Raw genomic sequence first — 20,732 nt, forward strand, 5'->3', positions numbered from 1 at the left:
GGAGCACTACCGACACGCGGTGCGGTCAACCGCGGGTGAGCCTGCGCAGCAACATCGTCGAGGGCACCGGACGGGCACCCGCCTTGCGCACGCCCTCAGCCACCTCACGGTCGGTGGAGACCACCACGACCGGTCGGCCCGGCGGCTCGGCCCGGACCAGCCGGCGGATCAGCTCGTCGGCCGTCTCGCCCGGCTTGCTGAACATCACCCGCACCCCGCGCGCGGGAGCGAGCAGTACCGGCGCGTCCAGCTGCGCGCCGTCGAACACGCAGGTCACCTCGCAGCCGGTCTGCGCGGCGAGCCCGGTCAGCCCGCCGACCAGCCGGTCGCGCTGCTTGTTCAGCGCGAGCGTGGGATAGCCGGTCTTGGTCACGTTGTAGCCGTCGATGACCAGGTGCGCCTGGGGCAGCGCGAGCAGCTGGTCCAGCAGGGCCGGGTCGTCACCCTCCAGCGCGCGCTGTGCGATGTCCTTTATCCCGGACGCGCCCGGCACCACCGCGTCCACCATGTCGGCCGGCCTGATCCCGACCGGGGGCAGCGCCAGCTCGCGACGCAGGCCCTGGGCCGCCTCCAGGACGGTGTCCAGGAGCAGCCGGACCCGGGTGTCCTCCATGCTGCGTCCCTCGCGGGCCGCCCGGCGGCTGGCCTCCAGGGCCGATTCGACCTCGGCGACCCGGCCGCGCAGCCGGCGCGCCTCCTTCTCCGCGGCGGCGATCGCGGCCTGCGCCTCGACCCGCACCGCGTCCAGCTCGGAGCGGGCCCGGCGGGCCTCCTTCTCCTCGTGCTTGGCGCTGCCCTGCAGGCCGCGCACCTGACGGCGCAGGTGGTCGGCCTCCTTGCGGGCCGTCTCCAGCTCGGCGCGCAGCCGCTCGTGCTCGGTCTTCGAGGCCGCGCGCAGTACGCCGACCTCGTGCTCCAGGCGGGACAACGTCTCGGCGGCCTCGGCCTCGGCGCGGTCGGCGGCGGCCTCCTTGGCCGCGTCGCCGGCGGTCTCGATCAGCCGGACCCAGCCGCGCGGGCGCAGCAGGTAGGCGGCGGCGGCCACGTCGAGCGGGTCGGCCGCGGCGGGCACCTTGCCCGCTTCGAGCGCCTCGGAGATCTCCGGCAGACCCTTGCGGAAGCGCTCCGCTATGCGCTGGCGGAACACCGGATCGTTCTCCAGCGCGGCGGCCAGCGGCGTCGCGGCGAACTTGGCCCGGCGCTGATGGGTGAACCGGGCGAACCGGCGCAGCGGCCCCGGGACCTCGTCGGCGGTCATCGTGCCGAGCGCGTCGGCGGCCACCGAGATCACCCGAACCCGAACCGCCTCCGGCAACGGCCCGGTCAACACCTCGGGCTCGACGACCGGCGCCTCGGACGCACCCCGCCCCGTCTCGGGGTCGACGGCCGCCTCGACGCTCGCGGCCGCCTCGACGGCCCCGGCGGGAACGTCGCCGGCGGAATGCGTACCGGCCGGCGGCTCGGCGGCCCCGTGCGCCTCCGAGGCGACGGCGTGATGCACGGCCCCCTCGGACCGCGCGGACCGTAGCGAACCCGCCGCGGACTCGACGAGCCCGTTGGCCCCGGCCTGCCGACCCGGTTCGACGGGCTCCGCATCGGTCGCGGCGTCGGTCGCGGCATCCGGCGCCGCCGCGGTCCCGGACCGCGCGTCGAGGTCGGGCTCGGCGGCCGGCACCGCCTCGGCGGCGTCGGCGGCGTGCGCAGGCGTGACCTCGTCCGCGCGGGTATCCGGTCCGCTCACTGCTCCTCCGGTCCTTCCCGTTCCCTCGAGGCCCCTCCCCGCGTCACCGTTGCCGGGACGCCGACGCCTTGATCATGGCGTGTTCCGCACCGCCGACGGTCGCGCCGGGCCGCCCCGATGCCGAAACGATGCACAGTCCCATTGTCCCCGGACGGTCACGGCGATCAGGTCGCGTCGGGACGCGCCACCAGTTCGACGGAATCGGTCGCGTTGCACCAGCGGCAGCGCACCGACTCGATCTCGTCCGAGACGATCTCGCGCTCCTCGACCCGGGGGGCGCCCGCCAGGTCGAGGTGGGTGAACTCCACGGCCTTGGTGGTCCGCGTCACGTCGAACCGGGTCAGGTTGCCGCACAGCGTGCAACGCCACCGGGTGTCCTCGGTGGGGGCCTGGATCGACATGCGTGTTCCTTTCCTGGTTCGGTCCGCGAAGCCTTACCCGTTCACCATCGGCCGCGTACACCCCATGATGCCGGGCTGCGAGAGGTACCTGGGCGCGGCCGTGTCGGGCCGGAAACGTACCGTCCGGTACATGAGCAGCACCGCGCACCGGGATTGCCGGTCACGAGGTTCGGCGGGTCAGGGCTTGCCGGCGGCCGACCCGCCGCGGCGTTCCCGCCCGCCGGACAGTATCGCCCCGGGCCACGAGTTGCGAACCATGCCCGGATCCCGAGCGATTCGTGACGAGGTGGAGCGACAGGTGTTCACGGTCGTCGATCTGGAGACCACGGGCCTGGATCCGCAGGAGGCCCGAATCACCGAGATCGCCGCCGTACGGGTGCGCGGGGCGGACCGCCTGGGCGAGTTCGCGACCCTGGTCGCGCCCGGGGTGCCGATCCCGGAATTCATCACCGACCTGACCGGGATATCCGACGATCTGGTGGCCGACGCGCCCCCGCTGCGTCTGGTGCTGCCGGCGTTCACCCACTTCGCCGAGGACGCCATCCTGGTCGCCCACAACGCCCCCTTCGACGTGGGCTTTCTGCGTACCGCGAGCATCGCGTGCGACCACGCCTGGCCCGACTTCCGGGTCGTCGACACCCTCGCCCTGGCCCGCGCGCTGCTGCCCGCCGGGACCCTGCCGAACCTGCGGTTGGGCACCCTCGCGCGCTACTTCGAGGCACCCACCGACCCGACCCACCGAGCGTTGGCCGACGCACGCGCGACGGCACACGTACTACGCGCGTTCATCGATCGGATGCACGCGAGCGGCCGCCACGAACTGGCCGACCTCCTGGCCCTGGGCCGCCCTCCGACACCCGGGGTCCGCGAGCGCCAAACCACTCCGATCGGGTGACCCGCGACCCGGATTCGAGTACACATGGTTGCGCCGGCGATCCCGCACCGACGGGCGCGCGCCGACTAAGCTCGGGCACCTTGTCGTCGACAGCCGGAGGACTACCCCGTGATCACCGCGATCGTGCAGGTCAAGACGCGTGTGGACCAGACCCCGGAAATCGCGGAGGCGATCGCCGCGATCGAGGGTGTGAGCGAGGTCTACTCGGTGACCGGTGAATTCGACCTGATCGCCATGGTGCGCGTACGCGCCCACGACGACCTGGCCGACGTCATCCCCGGCCGCCTCAACAAGGTCCCGGGAGTAGAGGCCACCACCACCCACATCGCCTTCCGCACCTACTCCCAACACGACCTGGAAGCAGCCTTCGCCATCGGCCTCGAATAACCGGAGCCGGACGAGCCCGAGGCCCGTCCGGCCCACCCCACCCAAACCCCGGCCAACCCACCAAGCCCGTCCGGCGTTCGAGGACGACCCGCCCCGTCCGGGGCCGGGCGCGCGAACCCGCCCCCGTCACGCCACAGGCAACTCCGCGTCGGGAACGCACCGGCCCCCATCCACCGTGTAGCTCCACCGCGCGCCCCGCTCCACCACTTCCCGAACCGCCGCCGCGAAGCGGTCCAGGTGCTCGACGGGCGTCCCCAGACCGAAGCTGACCCGGATCGCGTTCAGGTTCTGCTGCCCCTCCGGCGCGTCCGGCGACCCACACTCGGTCGGCTGATCGGCCCGCCCGCCCAACAGGTGCCGCACCAGCGGGTGCGCGCAGAACAGCCCGTCCCGCACCCCGATCCCGTACTCCGCCGACAACACCGCCGCGAACCGCGAGCTGTTCCACCCCTCGACCACGAACGAGAGCACACCCACCCGCGCCGACTCGGGCCCGAACAGCTCCAGCGTCCGCACCTGGGGAATCTCCGCCAACCGCGCCCGCAACCGCGCCAACAACGCCTCCTCGCGCGCGACCAACGCCGCCGGCCCCGCCTCGGTGATCGCCCGGCACGCGGACGCCAACGCGTAGGCGCCGATCACGTTCGGCGACCCCGCCTCGTGCCGGGCCGCGCCGCTCTGCCACTCGACGTGGTCGCGCGAGACCGCCTTGCTCGCCCCGCCGCCCGCCAGGTACGGCTCCGCCGCGTCCAGCCAGTCCCCGCGCCCCGCCAACACCCCCGAGCCGAACGGCGCGTACAGCTTGTGCGCCGACAGCGCGATCCAGTCCACGTCCAGGTCCGCGACCGACACCGGGTGGTGCGGCGCCAGTTGCGCCGCGTCCAGCACGATCCGCGCCCCGAACCGGTGCGCCACCTCGGCCAGTTCCGCCACCGGGAACAGCTCGCCGGTCACGTTCGAGGCACCGGTCACGCACACCAGCCGAGGCCCGTCACCGGAGCCTTCGAGCGCGGCCTCCAGCGCCGCGACCGCCTGCGCCGGCGAGGACGGCGCCGCCAACTGGGTCACCCCGGCGTGCCGACGCCACGGCAGCAGCGCCGCGTGGTGCTCGGTCTCGAACACGAACACCCGGGTGCCGCGCGGCAGTACGGAGGCGAGCAGGTTCAGCGAGTCGGTGGTGCCCCGGGTGAACAGCAGCGTGTCGTCGCCCCGCAGCCCGAGGAACTCCGCGACCGTGGCCCGGCTCTGCTCGTACAGATCGGTGGACAACTGCGACAGGTAGCCGGCGCCGCGATGCACGCTGCCGTAGTACGGCAGATAGCCGGCCACGTCGTCCCACACCCGCTGCAGACACGGCGCGCTGGCCCCGTAGTCGAGCGCCGCGTACTCCACCTCACCTCCGGTGACCAGCGGAACGAGCACATCCCGCCCGACCACGGGCAGGGGGGCGGCGATGGCGACATCGGCGTCGAAGGCGGCGGAAGCGACGGAAGCGGTACGGGCGGTCATGGCGAATCTCCTCGGCAGACGGGAACCGACCCGCGCAATGTCGAGAAGTCGACATCAAATCGGCGCAGGGTGATCCCCGGATGAAATGTGGTCTCGGAACAGCGACGCGCGACGATTCAGCGCGTACGGAATGGGCCGATCAGCCCGTTTCGAGAAAGAGATTTCACGCCATCACATGCTCCCCGGGTACAGGACCCGGTTCGCATGGGGCAATTGCCTGCCGTCACACCAGGGGTCCGCGCTTGCCGGGACGCCTGACGACGCCCGACCGTGTCATCACCCGGGGCACCCCACCGCGGAGCGAGGGTTGCCGGACAGCAAGCCGGGGCTTTCCACTGTCACTCGTGACCTGCGCAGAATTATTACCGCAGGAATCGCCGCGCGCAACGACCACCCCACCGGTTCCACATACTGGACACCGCTCGGACGCCCGACCGGGCCGAAACGCGACGACGCCGGGCAGGCCGTCCCCGGCCCGCCCGGCGTACACGTGCGCCTCCGGCTACCCGCGCGCGAACGACCGCGTCACGCCGACCCACCGATCGAGCGCCGCCCGCGCCGCACCCGAGTCGATCGCCTCCGCCGCCCGCTCGATCCCGGCCGCCAACTGCTGCGTCAGCGACCCCTCTCCCGGGCCGAGCGCGGCCAGCGCCGCCGCCGAGTTCAACAACACCGCGTCGCGCACCGCGCCCTTCTCCCCCGCGAGCAGCTTCCGGGCCACCTCCGCGTTGAACATCGCGTCGCCGCCGCGCAGCGTCTCGATCCCGTTCAACGCGATGCCCAGGTCGCGCGGATCCACCCGGTCCTCGCGCACGTGCCCGTCCCGCACGATCCACACCTGGGACGTGGTGGTCACGGTCAACTCGTCCAACCCGTCGTCACCGCGGAAGACCAACGCGGTGGCCCCACGATCGGCCAGCACGCCGGCCACGATCGGCGCCATCCGCAGATCCGCGACCCCGATCGCGTGGTGCCGCACCCGGGCCGGATTGGTCAGCGGGCCCAGGAAGTTGAACGTGGTCGGCACCCCCAGCTCGCGCCGCGCCTGCGCGGCGTGCCGCAGCGACGGGTGGAAACGTTGCGCGAAACACAACGTGATGCCCGCCTCACCGGCCGTCCGGGCCACCTGCTCCGGGGTCAGATCCAGCACCACGCCGAGCGCTTCGAGCACGTCGGCCGCGCCGCTGGCGGACGACGCCGCCCGGTTGCCGTGCTTGACCACGGTCTCGCCCGCGCCCGCGACCACGATCGCGGACATGGTCGAGATGTTCACCGTACGGGCCAGGTCGCCGCCGGTACCGACGATGTCCACCGTGCGGCCGGGCACCTCGATGGTCGACGCGTGCTCGTACATCGCCCGCACCAGACCCGAGACCTCGTCCACGGTCTCGCCCTTGGCCCGCAGCGCGATCACGAACCCGGCCACCTGCACCGGCGTGGCCTCGCCGGTCATGATGTGGTCCATCGCCCACGCCGTGGCATCCGCCGGCAGGTCGTCACCCCGCATGAGCGAGGCCAGGAGGTCGCGCCAGGAACGGGCCGCCGGGTTGCCGCCGCTCTGGTACGTAGAGGCCGAGGCGCCCATGGTCCGCTCCCGCAGTGTCATCGGATAAGTCGGCGCCAGCGTACCGACCGGGGCCGCCGATACCCGACGGTCATCCGCGATGCGGTCAGGCCGGCTGACGTCCCGCGATCCGCCCGCGGATCAGGTCGGCCGCCGCCGAGGCGAGCGTGCGCGGGTCCAGCGGATGCGCGACCACCGCGTCGGCCCGGCACCAGGTGGCCAGCCACGCGTCCTGCGGGCGGCCGACCAGGGTGAGTACGGGCGGACAGTTGTAGATCTCGTCCTTGAGCTGCCGGCACACACCCATGCCGCCGGCGGGAGCGGTCTCCCCGTCCAGGATCACGAGGTCCACGCCGCCCTTGTCCATCGCCTCGATCACGGCGGGTTCGGTGGCGCACTCCAGGTATTCCACGAACGGCACGTCGACGGCGGGCCTGCGCCCGAGCGCGAGGGTGACCTTCCGACGGGTGTTGCGGTCGTCGCTGTACACAAGGACGGTCATGGTCTCGCCGTGCGTCATGTCCACCTGCCTGAGTCCGGGTACGGGACGACAACTAGGATCCGCCCCGGATGTTAGCGCTTTTCCCCGCGGGAATGTGGGCCTCGTCACGCCCCGATCCCGACCCGACCACCCGGGTCCGCCCGGCTCACGCGCGAGCCAGCACCTCGTAGCCCTCGGCGTCCCCGCCCAACCGCTGCGCCAGTCCCGCCATCCGGGTGCGTTCGCGGGCCGGTTCGAGGCCGGTGAGCACCTGCTGTCGCGCGATCCGCACGCGCAGCGGCCGCTCGTCGGCCGCGACGACCGTGACCGCCCACCCGTCCGCCGCCAGGATCCGGGTCGCCTCCGCGACCGCGTCGTGATCCGGCAGGGTCACCAGGTGGCGCATCACGAACGGACCGGCCTCCACCGCCACTCCGGCCGCCCGCATCCGCGCGACCACCGCCGAGTCGGCACGCGCCGGATCGAAGCAGGAGCCGACCACGACCAGCGTGCCGTCGTCGACGAGCGCGGGCACCGGCTCGGCGCGCCGCCGGCGGAGGAAACGTTCCAGGATCATGCCGCGACGCTACTCGGCCGCGCCCGCCGACCTCGGCTCGGCCCCACGGGCCACCCGGACAGCCGAATCGCCCTCCTCCGTTCGGGCAGAGTCACCCGCAAGAGTGCTCTTCGCGACGGATTTTCCGACGCCCCCGACGCCCTCGCCGCCCGCCGCCGCCTCGCGCGCCAACCGCTCCTCCCGGGCCTTGCGCCCGGCCTCGATCAGTTCGAGTCGATCGAGCCGCCGATCCTCGCGCACCGCCTCGCGTTCGGACGCCTTGGCCCACTGCACGAACAACACGAGGAAGACGAGCAGCCCGATGATGTCGCCGCTGCCCCACAGGATCCCGCCGGCGGTGCCCTGGTCGGACAGCGGACTCGCGCCCCAGTCGCGACCGAGGTCGTTGTACCAGTCACCGGCCAGCACCGTGGACGAACTCATGATCGCGATGCCCAGCCAGGCGTGGAACGGCAGCGTCGCGAAGACCGCCAGCAACCGCATCGGATGACTCGCGCGCGGCATCGGGTCGAGCCCGAGCAGTGGCCAGAACCACATGCAGCCGATGATCACGAAGTGCACGTGATTCATGTCGTGCATGAAGGTGTTCCGCAAGGTCAGCTCGTACCAGGGCGTGAAGTACAGCGCGAACGGATTGAGCACGAAGACGAAGCCGGCGAAGGCCGGGAAGGTGACCACCTTCGAGAATCTGCTGTGCAGGAGGGCATTGAGCCGATTACGCCACTTGGCCGGCAGGGTGCGCAGCGCCAGGGTGATCGGCGCGCCCAGCGCCAGGAAGATCGGCGTGATCATCGCCAGCACCATGTGCTGCACCATGTGCACGCTCAACAACACGGTGTCGTAGGCGGCCAGCGCCGACTCGGTCGCGATCAGGAACGTGCCGAGGCCCAACCCCAGGAAGGAGAAGGTGCGCCACCGCGACCACGCGTCCCCGCGGGCCCTGAGCTTGTGCACCCCATACAGATAGAGCCCGCCGAACAACATCGCGACCAGGATCGGGATCGGCTCGAACACCCACCCGGTCAGGAGCCGAATGGGGGTCAGTTCGGGCGGGACGTTCCCGGGGGTCGCGTGTGCCAGGAACATCCCGGCATCGCCTGCAGAGCCACTCACGGAACCAGAGCCTAACCCCGACACGTTCAACGAGGGTTACCCCCCGAAGTGTGGGCAGATCCGACGACCGCAATAATGGCCGCCGTGGCGACAGCAACTTCACTAGAAACCGGGCCCCCCTCACACGGGACACACGGGACGCTCAACCGTCCCAACTTGGTCAGCATCGGCACGATCGTCTGGTTGGCGTCGGAGCTGATGTTCTTCGCGGCCTTGTTCGCGATGTATTTCACGATCCGGTCGGTCACCGGCTCGGACGCCTGGCGCGAGCATGCCAGTGAGCTGAACATCCCGTTCTCGACGGGCAACACGACGATCCTCGTGCTGTCCTCGCTCACCTGTCAGCTCGGCGTCTTCGCGGCCGAACGCGGTGACGTCAAGAAGCTCCGCATGTGGTTCATCATCACCTTCATCATGGGCGCCGTCTTCGTCGGCGGTCAGGTGATGGAGTACACGGAGCTGGTCAAGGAGGGCACGACTCTTTCGTCGTCGGCTTACGGTTCGGTCTTCTACCTGACCACCGGCTTCCACGGCATGCACGTGACGGGCGGTCTGATCGCCTTCCTGTTGGTCCTCGGACGCACCTACGCGGCCCGACGGTTCACGCACGAGCAGGCCACGGCCGCAATCGTCGTCTCGTACTACTGGCACTTCGTCGACGTGGTCTGGATCGGTCTGTTCTTCACGATCTACGTCATCAGGTAGACGTCCCGACACTCACTACGCAGACGACATTGGACCGGGGTTATCCGTGAAAAAGCTCTCCGCGCGGCGACGCCACCCCTTGGCGGCGATCGTCGTACTCATTTTTGCGCTCGCGGCCACGGGGGGGCTGTACGCCGCGTTCGCGCCCGCCAAGAAGGCGGAGGCCGACGACTCTGCCTCCATCGCGGTCGAAGCGGGCAAGAAGCTCTACCTGAGCGGATGTTCGACCTGCCACGGGCTCGACGCCCAGGGCTCCTCCGACGGTCCCTCCCTGGTCGGCGTCGGCGCGGCCGCCGTCGACTTCCAGGTGTCGACCGGCCGGATGCCCCTCCAGCAGCCCGGTGCCCAGGCACCGCGCAAGCCCGAGGTCTACACCCCGGCGCAGATCGAGCAGCTCTCCGCGTACGTGGCCTCCCTCGGCGTCGGGCCCAAGATCCCGACGGCGAACATGTACGCGCCCGACGGCGACATCGTCAACGGCGCCGAGCTGTTCCGCACGAACTGCTCGCAGTGCCACAACTTCTCCGGTGAGGGCGGCGCCCTGACCCAGGGCAAGTTCGCGCCGCCGCTGAAGAACGTGGACGCGAAGCACATCTACGAGGCCATGCTCACCGGCCCGCAGAACATGCCTTCGTTCCCGGACAGCACGATGCCCGAGCAGCAGAAGAAGGACATCGTCACCTACGTGCGTGAGACGACGCACAAGGAGCCGAACCCCGGCGGTCTCGGTCTCGGCCGCCTCGGCCCGGTCTCCGAGGGCCTCTTCGGCTGGATCATCGCGCTCGGCCTGCTGATCGGCTGTGCGATCTGGATTGCCGCCCGGACCCCCAAGGCCAGGACCAAATGAGTAGCCAGGACAAATCCGAAGTGCCCGAAGAGCACCTGCCCGAGGTTCCCGCCTCGGCACATGTTCCGGCGGAAAGCGACCCGTTCGCCGACCCCGGCCTGCCGGCCCACGAGCCGCGCCGTACCGACATCGACGAGAAGGCGGCCAATCGCGCCGAGCGTCAGGTCGCGTTCCTCTTCGTGATCTCGATGCTGGCCACGATCGGCTTCATCTGGTCGTACGTCGGCATCGACAAAGACCGCATCATCGACATCTTCTTCTTCGGGAAGATCGGCGCCCAGAACGCCGCCCTCGGCGGCACCCTCGGCATCGCGCTGTTCTGCATCGGCGCCGGCGCGATCCACTGGGCGCGCACGCTGATGACGGACGAGGAGATCGTCCAGGAGCGCCACGAGTTCACCTCGGACCCGGAGACCCGCGAGTACGCGATCCGCGAGTTCACCCAGGGTGCCTCCGACTCGGTGATCGGCCGTCGGCCGCTGATCCGGCGCACGATGATCGGCGCGATGGCCCTGGTGCCGCTGTCCGGCGTCGTGCTGCTGCGCGACCTCGGCCCGCTGCCCGGCACCAAGCTCCGGCACACCGAGTGGAAGCCGGGCACGGAGCTGATCAACGAGGCGACCGGCCTGCCGATCAAGCCGGACGACATCGTCAAGGGCTCGCTGACCATGGCGCTGCCCGAGGGCCTGGTCGAGAAGTACGGCCCGGCCGGTCAGAAGGAGGAGCTCTCGCACGGCTGGCTGGAGAAGGCGGGCATGTCCGCGGTCCTGCTGGTCCGGCTGGAGCCGAAGGACGTCAAGTCCAAGAAGGAACTGGCCTGGGGCTACGAGGGCATCGTGGCGTACTCGAAGATCTGCACCCACGTGGGTTGTCCGATCGGCCTGTACGAGCAGCAGACGCACCACCTGCTGTGCCCGTGCCACCAGTCCACTTTCGACCTGGCGGACGACGGCAAGGTCGTGTTCGGCCCGGCCGCTCGCTCGCTGCCGCAGTTGAAGATCCATGTGAACGAGGCGGGTAACCTCGCCGCGTCGCAGGACTTCGCCGAACCGGTCGGCGCGAGCTTCTGGGAGCGTGGCTGATGTCGAGCGAACAACCCAAGGGCGGCGCGAACAAGAACGCGCCGATCCCGAACAACGCGGCCGTTCGCGCGGCCGACGCGCTGGACAGCCGGCTGGGCATCTACGGCGCGGCGAAGAAGAACCTGCGCAAGGTCTTTCCGGACCACTGGTCCTTCATGCTCGGTGAAGTGGCGCTCTACAGCTTCATCGTGCTGCTGCTGACCGGCGTGTTCCTCACGCTGTTCTTCAAGCCGAGCATGCAGGAGGTCGTCTACGACGGCTCCTACGTGCCGCTGCAGGGCATCCACATGTCGCAGGCGTACGCCTCGACGCTGGACATCAGCTTCGACATCCGCGGTGGTCTGGCGATGCGTCAGATCCACCACTGGGCGGCGCTGATCTTCGTGTCGTCGCTGTTCGTGCACATGTTCCGGATCTTCTTCACCGGGGCGTTCCGCAAGCCGCGCGAAATAAACTGGCTGTTCGGCTTCCTGCTGCTCGTGCTGGCCATGGTCAACGGCTTCACCGGCTACTCGCTGCCCGACGACCTGCTCTCCGGTACCGGTCTGCGCATCGCGGAGGGCGTCGTCCTGGCGATCCCGCTGGTCGGCACCTACGTGCAGTTCTTCCTGTTCGGCGGGGAGTTCCCGGGCGAGGACATCGTTCCGCGCCTGTTCACCATCCACGTGCTGCTGATCCCGGCGATCATGGTCGGTCTGGTGACCGTCCACCTGATCCTGGTCTTCTACCAGAAGCACACCCAGTTCCCCGGCCCGGGCAAGACCGAGAAGAACGTCGTGGGCCTGCCGCTGCTGCCGGTCTACGCGGCCAAGGCCGGTGGCTTCTTCTTCATCGTGTTCGGCATCACCGCCGCGCTCGGCGGCCTGGTGCAGATCAACCCGATCTGGTCCTACGGTCCATACAACCCCGGACAGATCACGGCGGGCTCCCAACCCGACTGGTACATCGGATTCCTCGAGGGATCCCTGCGCCTGATGCCGAACTGGGAGTGGAACATCTGGGGCCACACGTTCAGCTTCAACGTGCTGATCCCGTCCCTGATCCTGCCCGGTGTGCTGTTCACGTTCATGGCGATGTACCCGTGGATCGAAGGCTGGATCACCGGCGACAAGCGTGAGCACCACCTCCTGGACCGCCCGCGCAACATGCCGGTGCGCACCGGCCTGGGTGTCGCCTGGATCACCTGCTACGGCGTGTTGTGGGTCTGCGGTGGCAACGACATCATCGCGACGCACTTCCACATGTCGATCAACGCGATCACCTGGATCGGCCGGGTCGCGTTCTTCGTCGCCCCGGTGCTGGCCTACCTGGCCACGGTGCGGATCTGCAAGGGCCTGCAGCGCCGGGACCGGGACAAGGTCCTGCACGGTCGCGAGACCGGCGTGATCAAGAAGCTCCCGCACGGCGAGTTCATCGAGATCCACGAACCGCTGGACCCGGCGACGCGGCACACCCTCACCGCGCACGAGCAGCCGAAGCCGTACGAGTTGGAAGCGGCCGAGGACGCGAACGGCGTGGCCCGCAAGGTCAAGCGTTCGGACAAGCTGCGGTCGAGGATGTCGCACTGGTACTTCGCCGAGCCGATCGAGAAGCCGACGGCGGAGGAGTACAAGGAGCTGACCAGCGGACACGGTCACCACTGACGCGACCGGGGCCGGGCTGCTGACGCCACATCGGCACGACCCGTAGGACGCGCAGGAACGACGAAGGGCCCCACCGGGGTTGATCCGGTGGGGCCCTTCGTCGTTCACCCCGCAGCCGGCCGTACAGGGCCCTTCCCGGCCACCCCGCGGCCCGCCGGCGTCACAGCGGCCGGGTCGTGCCCGCTCCCGCGACGCTCCTGGTCAGCCAGTCCGGCCAGTCCAGGTTCCACTCGCCGTAGCCGTTGCCGACCGGCTCCATCACCTTGGGATCGCCCGTGTTCACCACGGTGACCACGTCGCCGAGCTTGACCTGGTCGTAGAACCACTTGGCGTTGTCGGTGCTCATGCCCACACACCCGTGGCTCACGTTGGCGTTGCCCTGCGAGCCCACCGACCACGGCGCGGCGTGCACGAACTCGCCGCTCCAGGTCACCCGGGTGGCCCACTCCACGTCGAGCCGGTAGCCGTCGCCGCTGTCCGCCGAGATGCCGACCGTGGTGCCGTCCATCAGCACGTGCGGCGCCTTGCCGAGCACGACCTTGGTGCCCGAGCGGGTGGTGAAACCGGGCTTGCCGGTGGTCACCGGGATGGTCTTGAGGTCGGTGCCGTTGCGACTGACCGTCATCATGTGCGCCCCGGAGTCCACCGTGGCGATCACCGAGTCGCCGACGTCGAAGGCGACCCGCCCCCCGGGGCCGCCGTACACGCCGTGCCCGAAGTCGACCCCGAGCAGACCGGTGAGCACCGCCACCTTCGTGCCGACCGGCCAGTACGCCCTGGGCCGATAGCGCACCGTCCGGTCGTCCACCCAGCCCCAGGCGCCCTCGACCGGCGCGGAGGTGGACACCTCCAGGCGCCGCTCCACCTCGGCGCGCTGCGCGGGATCGGTGACCGGCCGGTGGAACGTGACGGTGATCGGCATGCCGACACCCACCGTCGAGTCGGCGTCCGGCGCCACCGTGTCCACGGTCAACTCGGCGTCCTGCGCGATCGTGGTGAAGTCCTCGGTGCGCGTCGTGGTGTGCCCGAAGGCGTCCACCGCCGACGCGGTCAGCGTGTACCTGGTGGCGTAGCCCAGCGGCTCGGAGTTGGACCAGGTCGCGTCGCCGGGCGCGTTGCCCCCGGGGATCGCCTTGCCGTCGGGTCCGACCAGGTTCACCGCGTACAGCCGGCCGTCGCGCACGCTGACCACGATCGGCCGGCCCGGCTGCGCGGGTCGATCCGGCCGGATGTCCACCGCCACCCGGGCGACGCCCGTGTCGGGACGGGGGTTGTCGGCGTCGCGGTGCTTGTCCCATGTCCCGCAGCCGGCGACGAACACCAGGGGCAGCGCCGACACGAGGGCCGCACAGAGCCACCGGGGGCGAACAGCTCCATTCCGCATCATGCAAGACCTCCAGCCGTGCGGGGCGAGCGCGGAGCACGCGCGGTTGCCGCATCGAGAGTGGCCGGGATGGTCCCCATTCATTCGGATAAGTAAGACAAACCGCCCGATCGCATGATTCCGACCACCGGTCGGATCGCGCGATCGGGCGGTTCGCCCTACCGTGTCGGGCCCCGTCCCGGGCCCGGTCCGCTGTTGTTTCGTTCCTCCGGTCCCGCGCCCTACGCGGCCGGAGCGGCGGGCGGCGCCGTCGAACCGCCGCCGCCGAGCGCGCTGCCCTTGACCCAGGTCGCCCAGTCCACGCTCCAGCCGCCGAGTCCGTTGCCGGCCTTGACGGTCTTGTCGGTGCTGTTGACGACCTCCACCGGGTCACCCTGGGTGACCAGATCGAAGAAGGTCTTCGCGTTGGACGCGCTGAGCCCGATGCAGCCGTGGCTGTCGTTCTGCCGGCCGAACTTGCCGTCGTTCCACGGCGCGCCGTGCGCGTACGTCCCCGACGCGGTCAGGTGCACCGCGTGCCGCACGTTCTTCATGTTGTAGGCGTCACCGAGGCCGACCGTCTCGGAGTCCATCGTGATGCCGTCGACCTTGTCGAGCACGACCATCGTGCCGCCCCAGGTCGGGTAGTTGGGCCCGCCGGCCGAGATCGGCAGGTCCTCCACCTCGGCGCCGTCCTTCTTCACCGACATGTGCTTGGACTTCAGGTCCGCGGTCGCCACCAGCGAGCGGCCGATGGTGAACTTGATGTCCTTGGTCTGCTTGCCGTAGACGCCCGGCGCCGCCTTGGCTCCGGTCAGGTTGGCCTTGAGGTTGACCTTCGTGCCGCTCGCCCAGTACTTCTCCGGGCGGTAGTCGATCCGGTCGTTGCCGTCGAGGTCCTTGAGCCAGGACCACGAGCCCTGCACCGCGGGCTCGCTGACCACCTTGAGGTTGCGCTCGATCGCGGCCTTGTCCTTGATCGGCGCGTTGAACTTCAGCGAGATGATGGCGCCGACGCCCCAGGTGCTGTCGGGCTCGACGTTGAAGTCGGCCACGAAGGTGTCGTCGGCGGACTTGGTGTTGAACTTGCTCTGCGCGGTGACCTCGGCGCCGTCCGCGTTGGCGGCCTTGGCGGCCACCGTGTAGGCCCCGCCGTTGGCCAGCGGCGCGGCCGGCTTCCAGCCGATGCCGTCGGGGCTGATCTGCCCGTCCACGGTCTTGCCCTTGGCGTCGGTCACCACCACCGACGTGAGCTTGCCCCCGGTCGCGTCGACCTTGAGGACGCCGTCGGTCTCCACGCTCTTGGTGCCGTCGGCGGGAGTGATCGCGATCGTCGCCGGTCCGGCCGCGACCTTCTTGTTCGTGCCGCCCCCCGTGCCGCCGGAAGTACCTCCGGAGCCGCCTGGTTCGGTCTTGCCGCCGTCGGACGAGCAGCCTGCGATGAATATGAGCGGCGCCACCATGAGTCCCGCGAAGAGGCGTATGCCGCCGCCCGCTGCCCCCGTGCGCGATGCTCCGTGTATCCGGGGCACGCGTGTCCCTCCCTCGTCCTGGTACTCCCTTGCGCCCATTTGACGCATCGACCCCCCGTCGGGGTTGCTACAACCGGCGAACAGTCACACATCGGTGACATTCGAGGGAGTCGGAGTCCCTTGTAGATATCACACAAGGCCGACCACCCTTTCGGATGATCGGCCTTGTGGCGAAACCGTACTGCGTTGGTTGCGAACCGGTGGCCCGCGACGGCGGTCCTAGTAGCGCTGGTCGGCGCCCCGGTAGAACTCGAAGACCCAGCCGAAGACGCCGATCGCGACGATCGGTGCGGCGAACATCGCCAGCCACCAGCCGAAGATGACGCCCAGGAACAGCAGGGCCGAGCCGAGCGCGAGCATCAGCGGCTGCCAGCTGTGCGGGGCGAAGAAGCCCAACTCGCCGGCGTCGTCGGCGATCTCGCCCTCTTCGTTGTCCTGCGCGAGCAGGTCCATCCGCCGCGCGGTGAAGATCAGGTAGAACCCGATCATCAGCGCGAGGCCGAAGGTCAGCGACAACGCGGTGGTACCGGTCGGGTCCTCGGAGAGCACCCAGTAGACGATCGTCACGGGCAGCAGGAACACGGCCAGGACGGCGAACAGGACACCGTTGAACTTCACTTCTCGGCTCCCTTCGCCAGCTCGGGCGATGCCTCGGAACGCTCGTCGGTGAGGTACTCCAGCGCGGCGATCTCCGGGTGGTGGAGGTCGAACGCGGGCGCCTCGGAACGGATCCGCGGAATGCTCGTGAAGTTGTGCCGCGGCGGCGGGCAGGAGGTCGCCCACTCCAGCGAACGGCCGTAGCCCCACGGGTCGTCCACGGTGATCTTCTTGCCGTACTTGTGCGTCTTCCAGATGTTGTAGAAGAACGGCAGGATCGACAGACCCAGCAGGAACGAGCCCAGGGTCGAGATCGTGTTCAGCGTGGTGAAGCCTTCCGAGTCCAGGTAGTCCGCGTACCGACGGGCCATGCCCTCGGCACCCAGCCAGTGCTGCACCAGGAACGTGGTGTGGAAGCCGATGAACAGCGTCCAGAAGGTGATCTTGCCCAGTCGCTCGTCGAGCATCTTGCCGGTGAACTTGGGCCACCAGAAGTGGAAGCCCGCGAACATCGCGAACACCACGGTGCCGAACACCACGTAGTGGAAGTGCGCCACCACGAAGTAGGTGTCGGAGACGTGGAAGTCCAGCGGCGGCGAGGCGAGGATGACACCGGTGAGGCCACCGAAGGCGAAGGTGACCAGGAAGCCGATGGTCCACAACATCGGTGTCTCGAAGGACAACGAGCCGCGCCACATGGTGCCGATCCAGTTGAAGAACTTCACGCCGGTCGGTACGGCGATGAGGAACGTCATGAAGGAGAAGAACGGCAGCATGACCGCGCCGGTCGGGAACATGTGGTGCGCCCACACGGTGACCGACAGGCCCGCGATCGAGATGGTCGCGGCGATCAGGCTCTTGTAACCGAACATCGGCTTGCGCGCGAAGACCGGGATGATCTCCGAGACGATGCCGAAGAACGGCAGGGCGATGATGTACACCTCGGGATGGCCGAAGAACCAGAAGAGGTGTTGCCACAGGATCGGTCCGCCGTTGGCCGGATCGAAGACGTGTGTGCCGAACTTGCGGTCGGCCTCCAGCGCGAACAGCGCCGCTGCGAGCACCGGGAACGCCATCAGGACCAGCACCGAGGTCAGCAGCACGTTCCAGCAGAAGATCGACATGCGGAACATCGTCAGACCGGGCGCGCGCATGCAGATGATCGTGGTGATGAAGTTGACGGCACCCAGGATGGTGCCGAAGCCCGACATCGCCAGACCCATGATCCACATGTCGCCGCCGATGCCCGGCGAACGCACCGCGTCGGACAGCGGCGCGTACGCGAACCACCCGAAGTCGGCGGCACCCTGCGGGGTGATGAAGCCGGCCACCGCGATGATCGAGCCGAACAGGTACAGCCAGTAGGCGAACATGTTCAGGCGCGGGAACGCCACGTCGGGGGCGCCGATCTGCAGCGGCATGATCCAGTTCGTGAAGCCGGCGAACAGCGGCGTCGCGAACATCAGCAGCATGATCGTGCCGTGCATCGTGAACGACTGGTTGAACTGCTCGTTCGACATGAACTGCGTGCCGGGGCGGGCCAGCTCCGCGCGCATGAGCAGCGCGAGCACACCACCGATGCAGAAGAAGACGAAGGAGGTGATCAGGTACATCGACCCGATCGTCTTGTGGTCAGTGGTCGTCATCCACTTGACGACGATGTTCCCGGGCTGCTTCCGGCGGATCGGGGGCGGCCCGTCCGGGGCCACGGTCTGTGGCTCACTGAGGATTGTCACTCGTCACTTCTTCCCGTGCGCGTCAACGGGGGCCGGCTCGTTGATCTTGCTGCGCAGCTCGCCGGTCTGGCCCTTCGCGGCCAGCTCCTTGAGGTGCTGGACGTAGTCGGCCTTGTCCACGATCTTCACGTCGAAGAGCATGCGCGAGTGGTCCACACCGCACAGTTCGGCGCACTTGCCGCCGTAGGTGCCCTTCTTGGTCGGGACGACCTCGAACTTGTTCGTGCGGCCCGGGATGATGTCCTTCTTGTACAGGAAGTTCGGGACCCAGAACGAGTGGATGACGTCCGGCGAGGTGAGGTCGAACCGGATCGACTCCTTGACGGGCAGGTAGAGCGTCGGCTTCTTGCCGGGCGTGCCCTGCTCGTAGACGTCGACCGTGCCGTCGGCGGGGTCGCCCTTGTAGTTGAAGGACCAGCTCCACTGCACGCCGACCACGTTGATCACGTTGTCGGGGTTCTTGGAGAGCTCTTCGAGCTTGGTCTCGTCACGCGCGGTGAAGTAGAAGAAGACCGCGATCATGATGCCGGGGATGACCGTGTACAGAACCTCGATGGGGAGGTTGTATCGCGTCTGCGGCGGGATCTCGATCTTGGTGCGCGACCGGCGGTGGAACGCGACGCTCCACAGGATGAGCCCCCACACCACGACCCCGACGATCAGCGCTGCAATCCAGGCGCCCTGCCAGAGCGACAGGACTCGCGGACCCTGCTCGGTGACAGGGTTGGGCAGGCCGAGTCTCGGCAGGTCCTTGGAATCGACGGAGCAGCCGGTGGCGGTCGCGGTGACGAGGCCCAGAGCCAGCAGCTGCGGCACCCTGCGCCGCATCCAGCGCCGCGGCGAGCGGTCGGAGCCGTAGGGACTCACGTAGCGCCTTCCCGAATGTCTCGCCCGCGCGCGAGTCGGGGTGGGGAACTTTTCTTCCCTGACGACCCGTTGCGCGGACAGGTATGGATGTTTCTGCGGGCCAAACCCTACTCCAGCCCTATTCGGGTCGCGCGCGGAGGTCTGGTGTGGCGGGCCGGGTAGATGTGACGGTGCGTCCGTTCGGGCGAACGGCCCGAACGCGTCCGGGATTCGGTTATTGGCTACGGTCCGACCCATGGCGTATTTCGACGCGGCCTCCACCGAACCACTGCACCCGGCCGCGAAAGCGGCGTTCCTGAGCACGCTCGACGAGGGCTGGGGCGACCCCGCGCGCGGCTATCACGACGGTCGACGGGCGCGGATGCTGCTCGACGCCGCGCGGGAGACGGTGGCGTCCGTGCTCGGCACCCGACCTGATGAAGTGTCATTCACCACATCCGGGACACAGGCGGTCCAGTTGGGCATACTCGGCGTGCTCGCCGGACGCCGCCGGGTGGGTGCCCATCTGGTGCTCGGCGCGGTCGAACACTCTTCCGTACTGCACACCGCGGACAGTCACGCGGCACGTTCGGAGCAGCGCGGAGCGACCGCGGAAATCACCCGGACGGGGGTGGACCGTACGGGCCGCCTCGACGTGTCGGCGTTCGCCTCGGCGCTTCGTTCGGACACCGCGCTCGCGTGTGTGCAGAGCGCCAACCACGAGGTGGGCACGGTACAGCCGATCGCCGAGGTGGCGGCGGCGTGTCGGGCGGCGGGTGTGCCGCTGCTCGTGGACGCCGCACAGTCGGTGGGCCGGCTGCCGGTCCCGGACGGGTGGTCGGTGCTGACCGCGAGCGCGCACAAGTGGGGCGGCCCGGCCGGTGTCGGTCTGCTCGTGGTGCGCAAGGGCACCCGCTACGTGTCGGCACTGCCCTACGACGAACGCGAGGCGCGGCGGGTGCCCGGCTTCGAGAACGTGCCGGCCATCGTGGCGGCCGCGGTCGCGCTGGGCGCGGCGAGCACCGAGTCGGCCGAGGAGGACGCGCGCCTGTCCGGACTGATCGACCGGATCCGGGCCCGGGTCCGCGAGACGGTGCCCGACGTCGAGGTGGTCGGCGACCCGATCGACCGGCTGCCGCACATCGTCACGTTCTCCTGCCTGTACGTCGACGGCGAGGCGCTGCTGGCCGAGTTGGACCGGGCGGGGTTCGCGGTGTCCTCGGGATCCTCGTGCACGTCCTCGACGCTGACGCCCAGTCATGTCCTGGAGGCGATGGGCGTGTTGTCCCAGGGCAACATCCGCGTCTCGCTGCCGCGCGGCACGCCCGAGGCCGAGGTGGACCGTTTCCTGGCGCTGCTCCCGGGCCTGGTCGCCCGGCTGCGCGCGGTGGTCGCGCAACCGGCGGCGGCGCCGGCCGCGGTCGCCGCCGAGGAGGGTGCGGTGGTCGACGCGCTGGGCCGGCGCTGTCCGATCCCGGTGATCGAACTGGCCAAGCGCATCCTCGACGTCGAGGAGGGCGCGGCGGTCACCGTGCTCTCCGACGACGAGGCGTCGGCGCTGGACATCCCGGCCTGGTGCGAGATGACCGGCCACGAGTTCGTCCGTGCCGAGCCTCGCGAGCGCGGCAGCGCGTACGTGGTCCGGCGCCGTTCCTGATCCGCGCCGCGACGACCTCGGGCGCCGGTCCGGCCGAAGCGGCCCGGCCGGCGCCC

Annotated in this window: 19 protein-coding genes and 1 riboswitch; of the genes, 7 read left to right on the top strand and 12 right to left on the bottom strand. The window is 69.5% G+C overall.

Annotated features, from left to right (window positions below; genetic code table 11):
* Positions 1–25: 25 nt before the first annotated feature.
* Positions 26–1,741, bottom strand: a complete 1,716-nt coding sequence (locus EMA17_RS19470; RefSeq protein WP_371863020.1) for an NYN domain-containing protein — start codon at positions 1,739–1,741, stop codon at positions 26–28.
* 164 nt (positions 1,742–1,905) lie between these two features.
* Positions 1,906–2,142, bottom strand: a complete 237-nt coding sequence (locus tag EMA17_RS19475; RefSeq protein WP_126638347.1) for a hypothetical protein — start codon at positions 2,140–2,142, stop codon at positions 1,906–1,908.
* A 256-nt stretch (positions 2,143–2,398) separates the two neighbouring features.
* Here EMA17_RS19475 and EMA17_RS19480 point away from each other — a divergent pair, with 256 nt between their 5' ends.
* Both EMA17_RS19480 and EMA17_RS19485 read left to right on the top strand, forming a co-directional pair.
* A complete protein-coding gene (locus EMA17_RS19480; RefSeq protein WP_160161469.1) occupies positions 2,399–3,037 on the top strand; it encodes an exonuclease domain-containing protein in 639 nt (212 codons plus the stop codon).
* A gap of 108 nt (positions 3,038–3,145) precedes the next feature.
* Entirely contained in the window at positions 3,146–3,424 is a 279-nt protein-coding gene (locus EMA17_RS19485) for an Lrp/AsnC ligand binding domain-containing protein (RefSeq protein WP_078977541.1), read from the top strand.
* 126 nt (positions 3,425–3,550) lie between these two features.
* Here EMA17_RS19485 and EMA17_RS19490 read toward each other — a convergent pair whose 3' ends face one another.
* The 5 genes from EMA17_RS19490 to EMA17_RS19510 all read right to left on the bottom strand — a co-directional run bounded on the left by EMA17_RS19490 (position 3,551) and on the right by EMA17_RS19510 (position 8,668).
* A complete protein-coding gene (locus tag EMA17_RS19490) occupies positions 3,551–4,933 on the bottom strand; it encodes an aminotransferase class V-fold PLP-dependent enzyme (protein ID WP_126638349.1) in 1,383 nt (460 codons plus the stop codon).
* Between the two features lie 233 nt (positions 4,934–5,166).
* A riboswitch (SAM riboswitch) is annotated at positions 5,167–5,283 on the bottom strand.
* Positions 5,284–5,435: 152 nt separating this feature from the next.
* Complete coding sequence (trpD, locus tag EMA17_RS19495) at positions 5,436–6,518, bottom strand: anthranilate phosphoribosyltransferase (protein ID WP_174861402.1); 1,083 nt, start codon at positions 6,516–6,518, stop codon at positions 5,436–5,438.
* An 85-nt stretch (positions 6,519–6,603) separates the two neighbouring features.
* Entirely contained in the window at positions 6,604–7,017 is a 414-nt protein-coding gene (locus tag EMA17_RS19500; RefSeq protein WP_126638351.1) for a response regulator, read from the bottom strand.
* Between the two features lie 127 nt (positions 7,018–7,144).
* Positions 7,145–7,555, bottom strand: coding sequence for a ribonuclease E inhibitor RraB (locus tag EMA17_RS19505; protein ID WP_126638352.1), 411 nt, complete (start codon positions 7,553–7,555; stop codon positions 7,145–7,147).
* Between the two features lie 9 nt (positions 7,556–7,564).
* Positions 7,565–8,668, bottom strand: a complete 1,104-nt coding sequence (locus EMA17_RS19510) for a cytochrome c oxidase assembly protein (protein ID WP_246126768.1) — start codon at positions 8,666–8,668, stop codon at positions 7,565–7,567.
* 75 nt (positions 8,669–8,743) lie between these two features.
* Here EMA17_RS19510 and ctaE point away from each other — a divergent pair, with 75 nt between their 5' ends.
* The 4 genes from ctaE to qcrB are packed head-to-tail and all read left to right on the top strand — an operon-like array spanning position 8,744 to position 12,945.
* Entirely contained in the window at positions 8,744–9,373 is a 630-nt protein-coding gene (gene ctaE / locus EMA17_RS19515) for an aa3-type cytochrome oxidase subunit III (protein ID WP_126638353.1), read from the top strand.
* A 46-nt stretch (positions 9,374–9,419) separates the two neighbouring features.
* Positions 9,420–10,220 (top strand): cytochrome bc1 complex diheme cytochrome c subunit, encoded by an 801-nt coding sequence (qcrC, locus tag EMA17_RS19520; protein ID WP_126638354.1) that lies wholly within the window; start codon positions 9,420–9,422, stop codon positions 10,218–10,220.
* Complete coding sequence (qcrA, locus tag EMA17_RS19525) at positions 10,217–11,302, top strand: cytochrome bc1 complex Rieske iron-sulfur subunit (protein WP_170222193.1); 1,086 nt, start codon at positions 10,217–10,219, stop codon at positions 11,300–11,302. The genes qcrC and qcrA overlap by 4 nt, the downstream gene beginning before the upstream one ends.
* Entirely contained in the window at positions 11,302–12,945 is a 1,644-nt protein-coding gene (gene qcrB / locus EMA17_RS19530) for a cytochrome bc1 complex cytochrome b subunit (protein WP_126638355.1), read from the top strand. The genes qcrA and qcrB overlap by 1 nt, the downstream gene beginning before the upstream one ends.
* Positions 12,946–13,105: 160 nt before the next feature.
* Here qcrB and EMA17_RS19535 read toward each other — a convergent pair whose 3' ends face one another.
* The 5 genes from EMA17_RS19535 to ctaC all read right to left on the bottom strand — a co-directional run bounded on the left by EMA17_RS19535 (position 13,106) and on the right by ctaC (position 19,040).
* Positions 13,106–14,284, bottom strand: a complete 1,179-nt coding sequence (locus EMA17_RS19535; protein WP_246126769.1) for a L,D-transpeptidase — start codon at positions 14,282–14,284, stop codon at positions 13,106–13,108.
* Between the two features lie 266 nt (positions 14,285–14,550).
* Entirely contained in the window at positions 14,551–15,840 is a 1,290-nt protein-coding gene (locus EMA17_RS19540; RefSeq protein WP_126638357.1) for a L,D-transpeptidase, read from the bottom strand.
* A gap of 219 nt (positions 15,841–16,059) precedes the next feature.
* Positions 16,060–16,458: a cytochrome c oxidase subunit 4 gene (locus EMA17_RS19545; RefSeq protein WP_078977531.1), complete on the bottom strand. Its 399-nt coding sequence runs from the start codon at positions 16,456–16,458 to the stop codon at positions 16,060–16,062.
* Positions 16,455–18,173: an aa3-type cytochrome oxidase subunit I gene (gene ctaD / locus EMA17_RS19550; protein ID WP_126638358.1), complete on the bottom strand. Its 1,719-nt coding sequence runs from the start codon at positions 18,171–18,173 to the stop codon at positions 16,455–16,457. Before ctaD ends, EMA17_RS19545 begins: the two co-directional genes overlap by 4 nt.
* A gap of 3 nt (positions 18,174–18,176) precedes the next feature.
* Complete coding sequence (gene ctaC, locus EMA17_RS19555) at positions 18,177–19,040, bottom strand: aa3-type cytochrome oxidase subunit II (RefSeq protein WP_126638359.1); 864 nt, start codon at positions 19,038–19,040, stop codon at positions 18,177–18,179.
* 235 nt (positions 19,041–19,275) lie between these two features.
* Between ctaC and EMA17_RS19560 the strand changes: the two genes are divergently transcribed.
* Positions 19,276–20,676 carry a cysteine desulfurase/sulfurtransferase TusA family protein gene (locus EMA17_RS19560; protein ID WP_126638360.1) on the top strand — a complete coding sequence of 467 codons (1,401 nt, stop codon included), beginning with the start codon at positions 19,276–19,278 and terminating at the stop codon, positions 20,674–20,676.
* Positions 20,677–20,732: the final 56 nt, after the last annotated feature.

It is taken from the genome of Embleya hyalina (genome assembly GCF_003967355.1).
Lineage (GTDB): Bacteria > Actinomycetota > Actinomycetes > Streptomycetales > Streptomycetaceae > Embleya > Embleya hyalina.

Bases quoted from the DNA above. Each gene is read 5' to 3' on its own strand.
- EMA17_RS19475 (WP_126638347.1), bottom strand. From the start codon at position 2,142: ATGTCGATCCAGGCCCCCACCGAGGACACCCGGTGGCGTTGCACGCTG.
- EMA17_RS19505 (WP_126638352.1), bottom strand. From the start codon at position 7,555: ATGATCCTGGAACGTTTCCTCCGCCGGCGGCGCGCCGAGCCGGTGCCC.
- EMA17_RS19560 (WP_126638360.1), top strand. From the start codon at position 19,276: ATGGCGTATTTCGACGCGGCCTCCACCGAACCACTGCACCCGGCCGCG.
- ctaE (WP_126638353.1), top strand. From the start codon at position 8,744: ATGGCCGCCGTGGCGACAGCAACTTCACTAGAAACCGGGCCCCCCTCA.
- qcrA (WP_170222193.1), top strand. From the start codon at position 10,217: ATGAGTAGCCAGGACAAATCCGAAGTGCCCGAAGAGCACCTGCCCGAG.
- EMA17_RS19480 (WP_160161469.1), top strand. From the start codon at position 2,399: ATGCCCGGATCCCGAGCGATTCGTGACGAGGTGGAGCGACAGGTGTTC.
- qcrB (WP_126638355.1), top strand. From the start codon at position 11,302: ATGTCGAGCGAACAACCCAAGGGCGGCGCGAACAAGAACGCGCCGATC.
- trpD (WP_174861402.1), bottom strand. From the start codon at position 6,518: ATGGGCGCCTCGGCCTCTACGTACCAGAGCGGCGGCAACCCGGCGGCC.
- EMA17_RS19490 (WP_126638349.1), bottom strand. From the start codon at position 4,933: ATGACCGCCCGTACCGCTTCCGTCGCTTCCGCCGCCTTCGACGCCGAT.
- EMA17_RS19500 (WP_126638351.1), bottom strand. From the start codon at position 7,017: ATGACGCACGGCGAGACCATGACCGTCCTTGTGTACAGCGACGACCGC.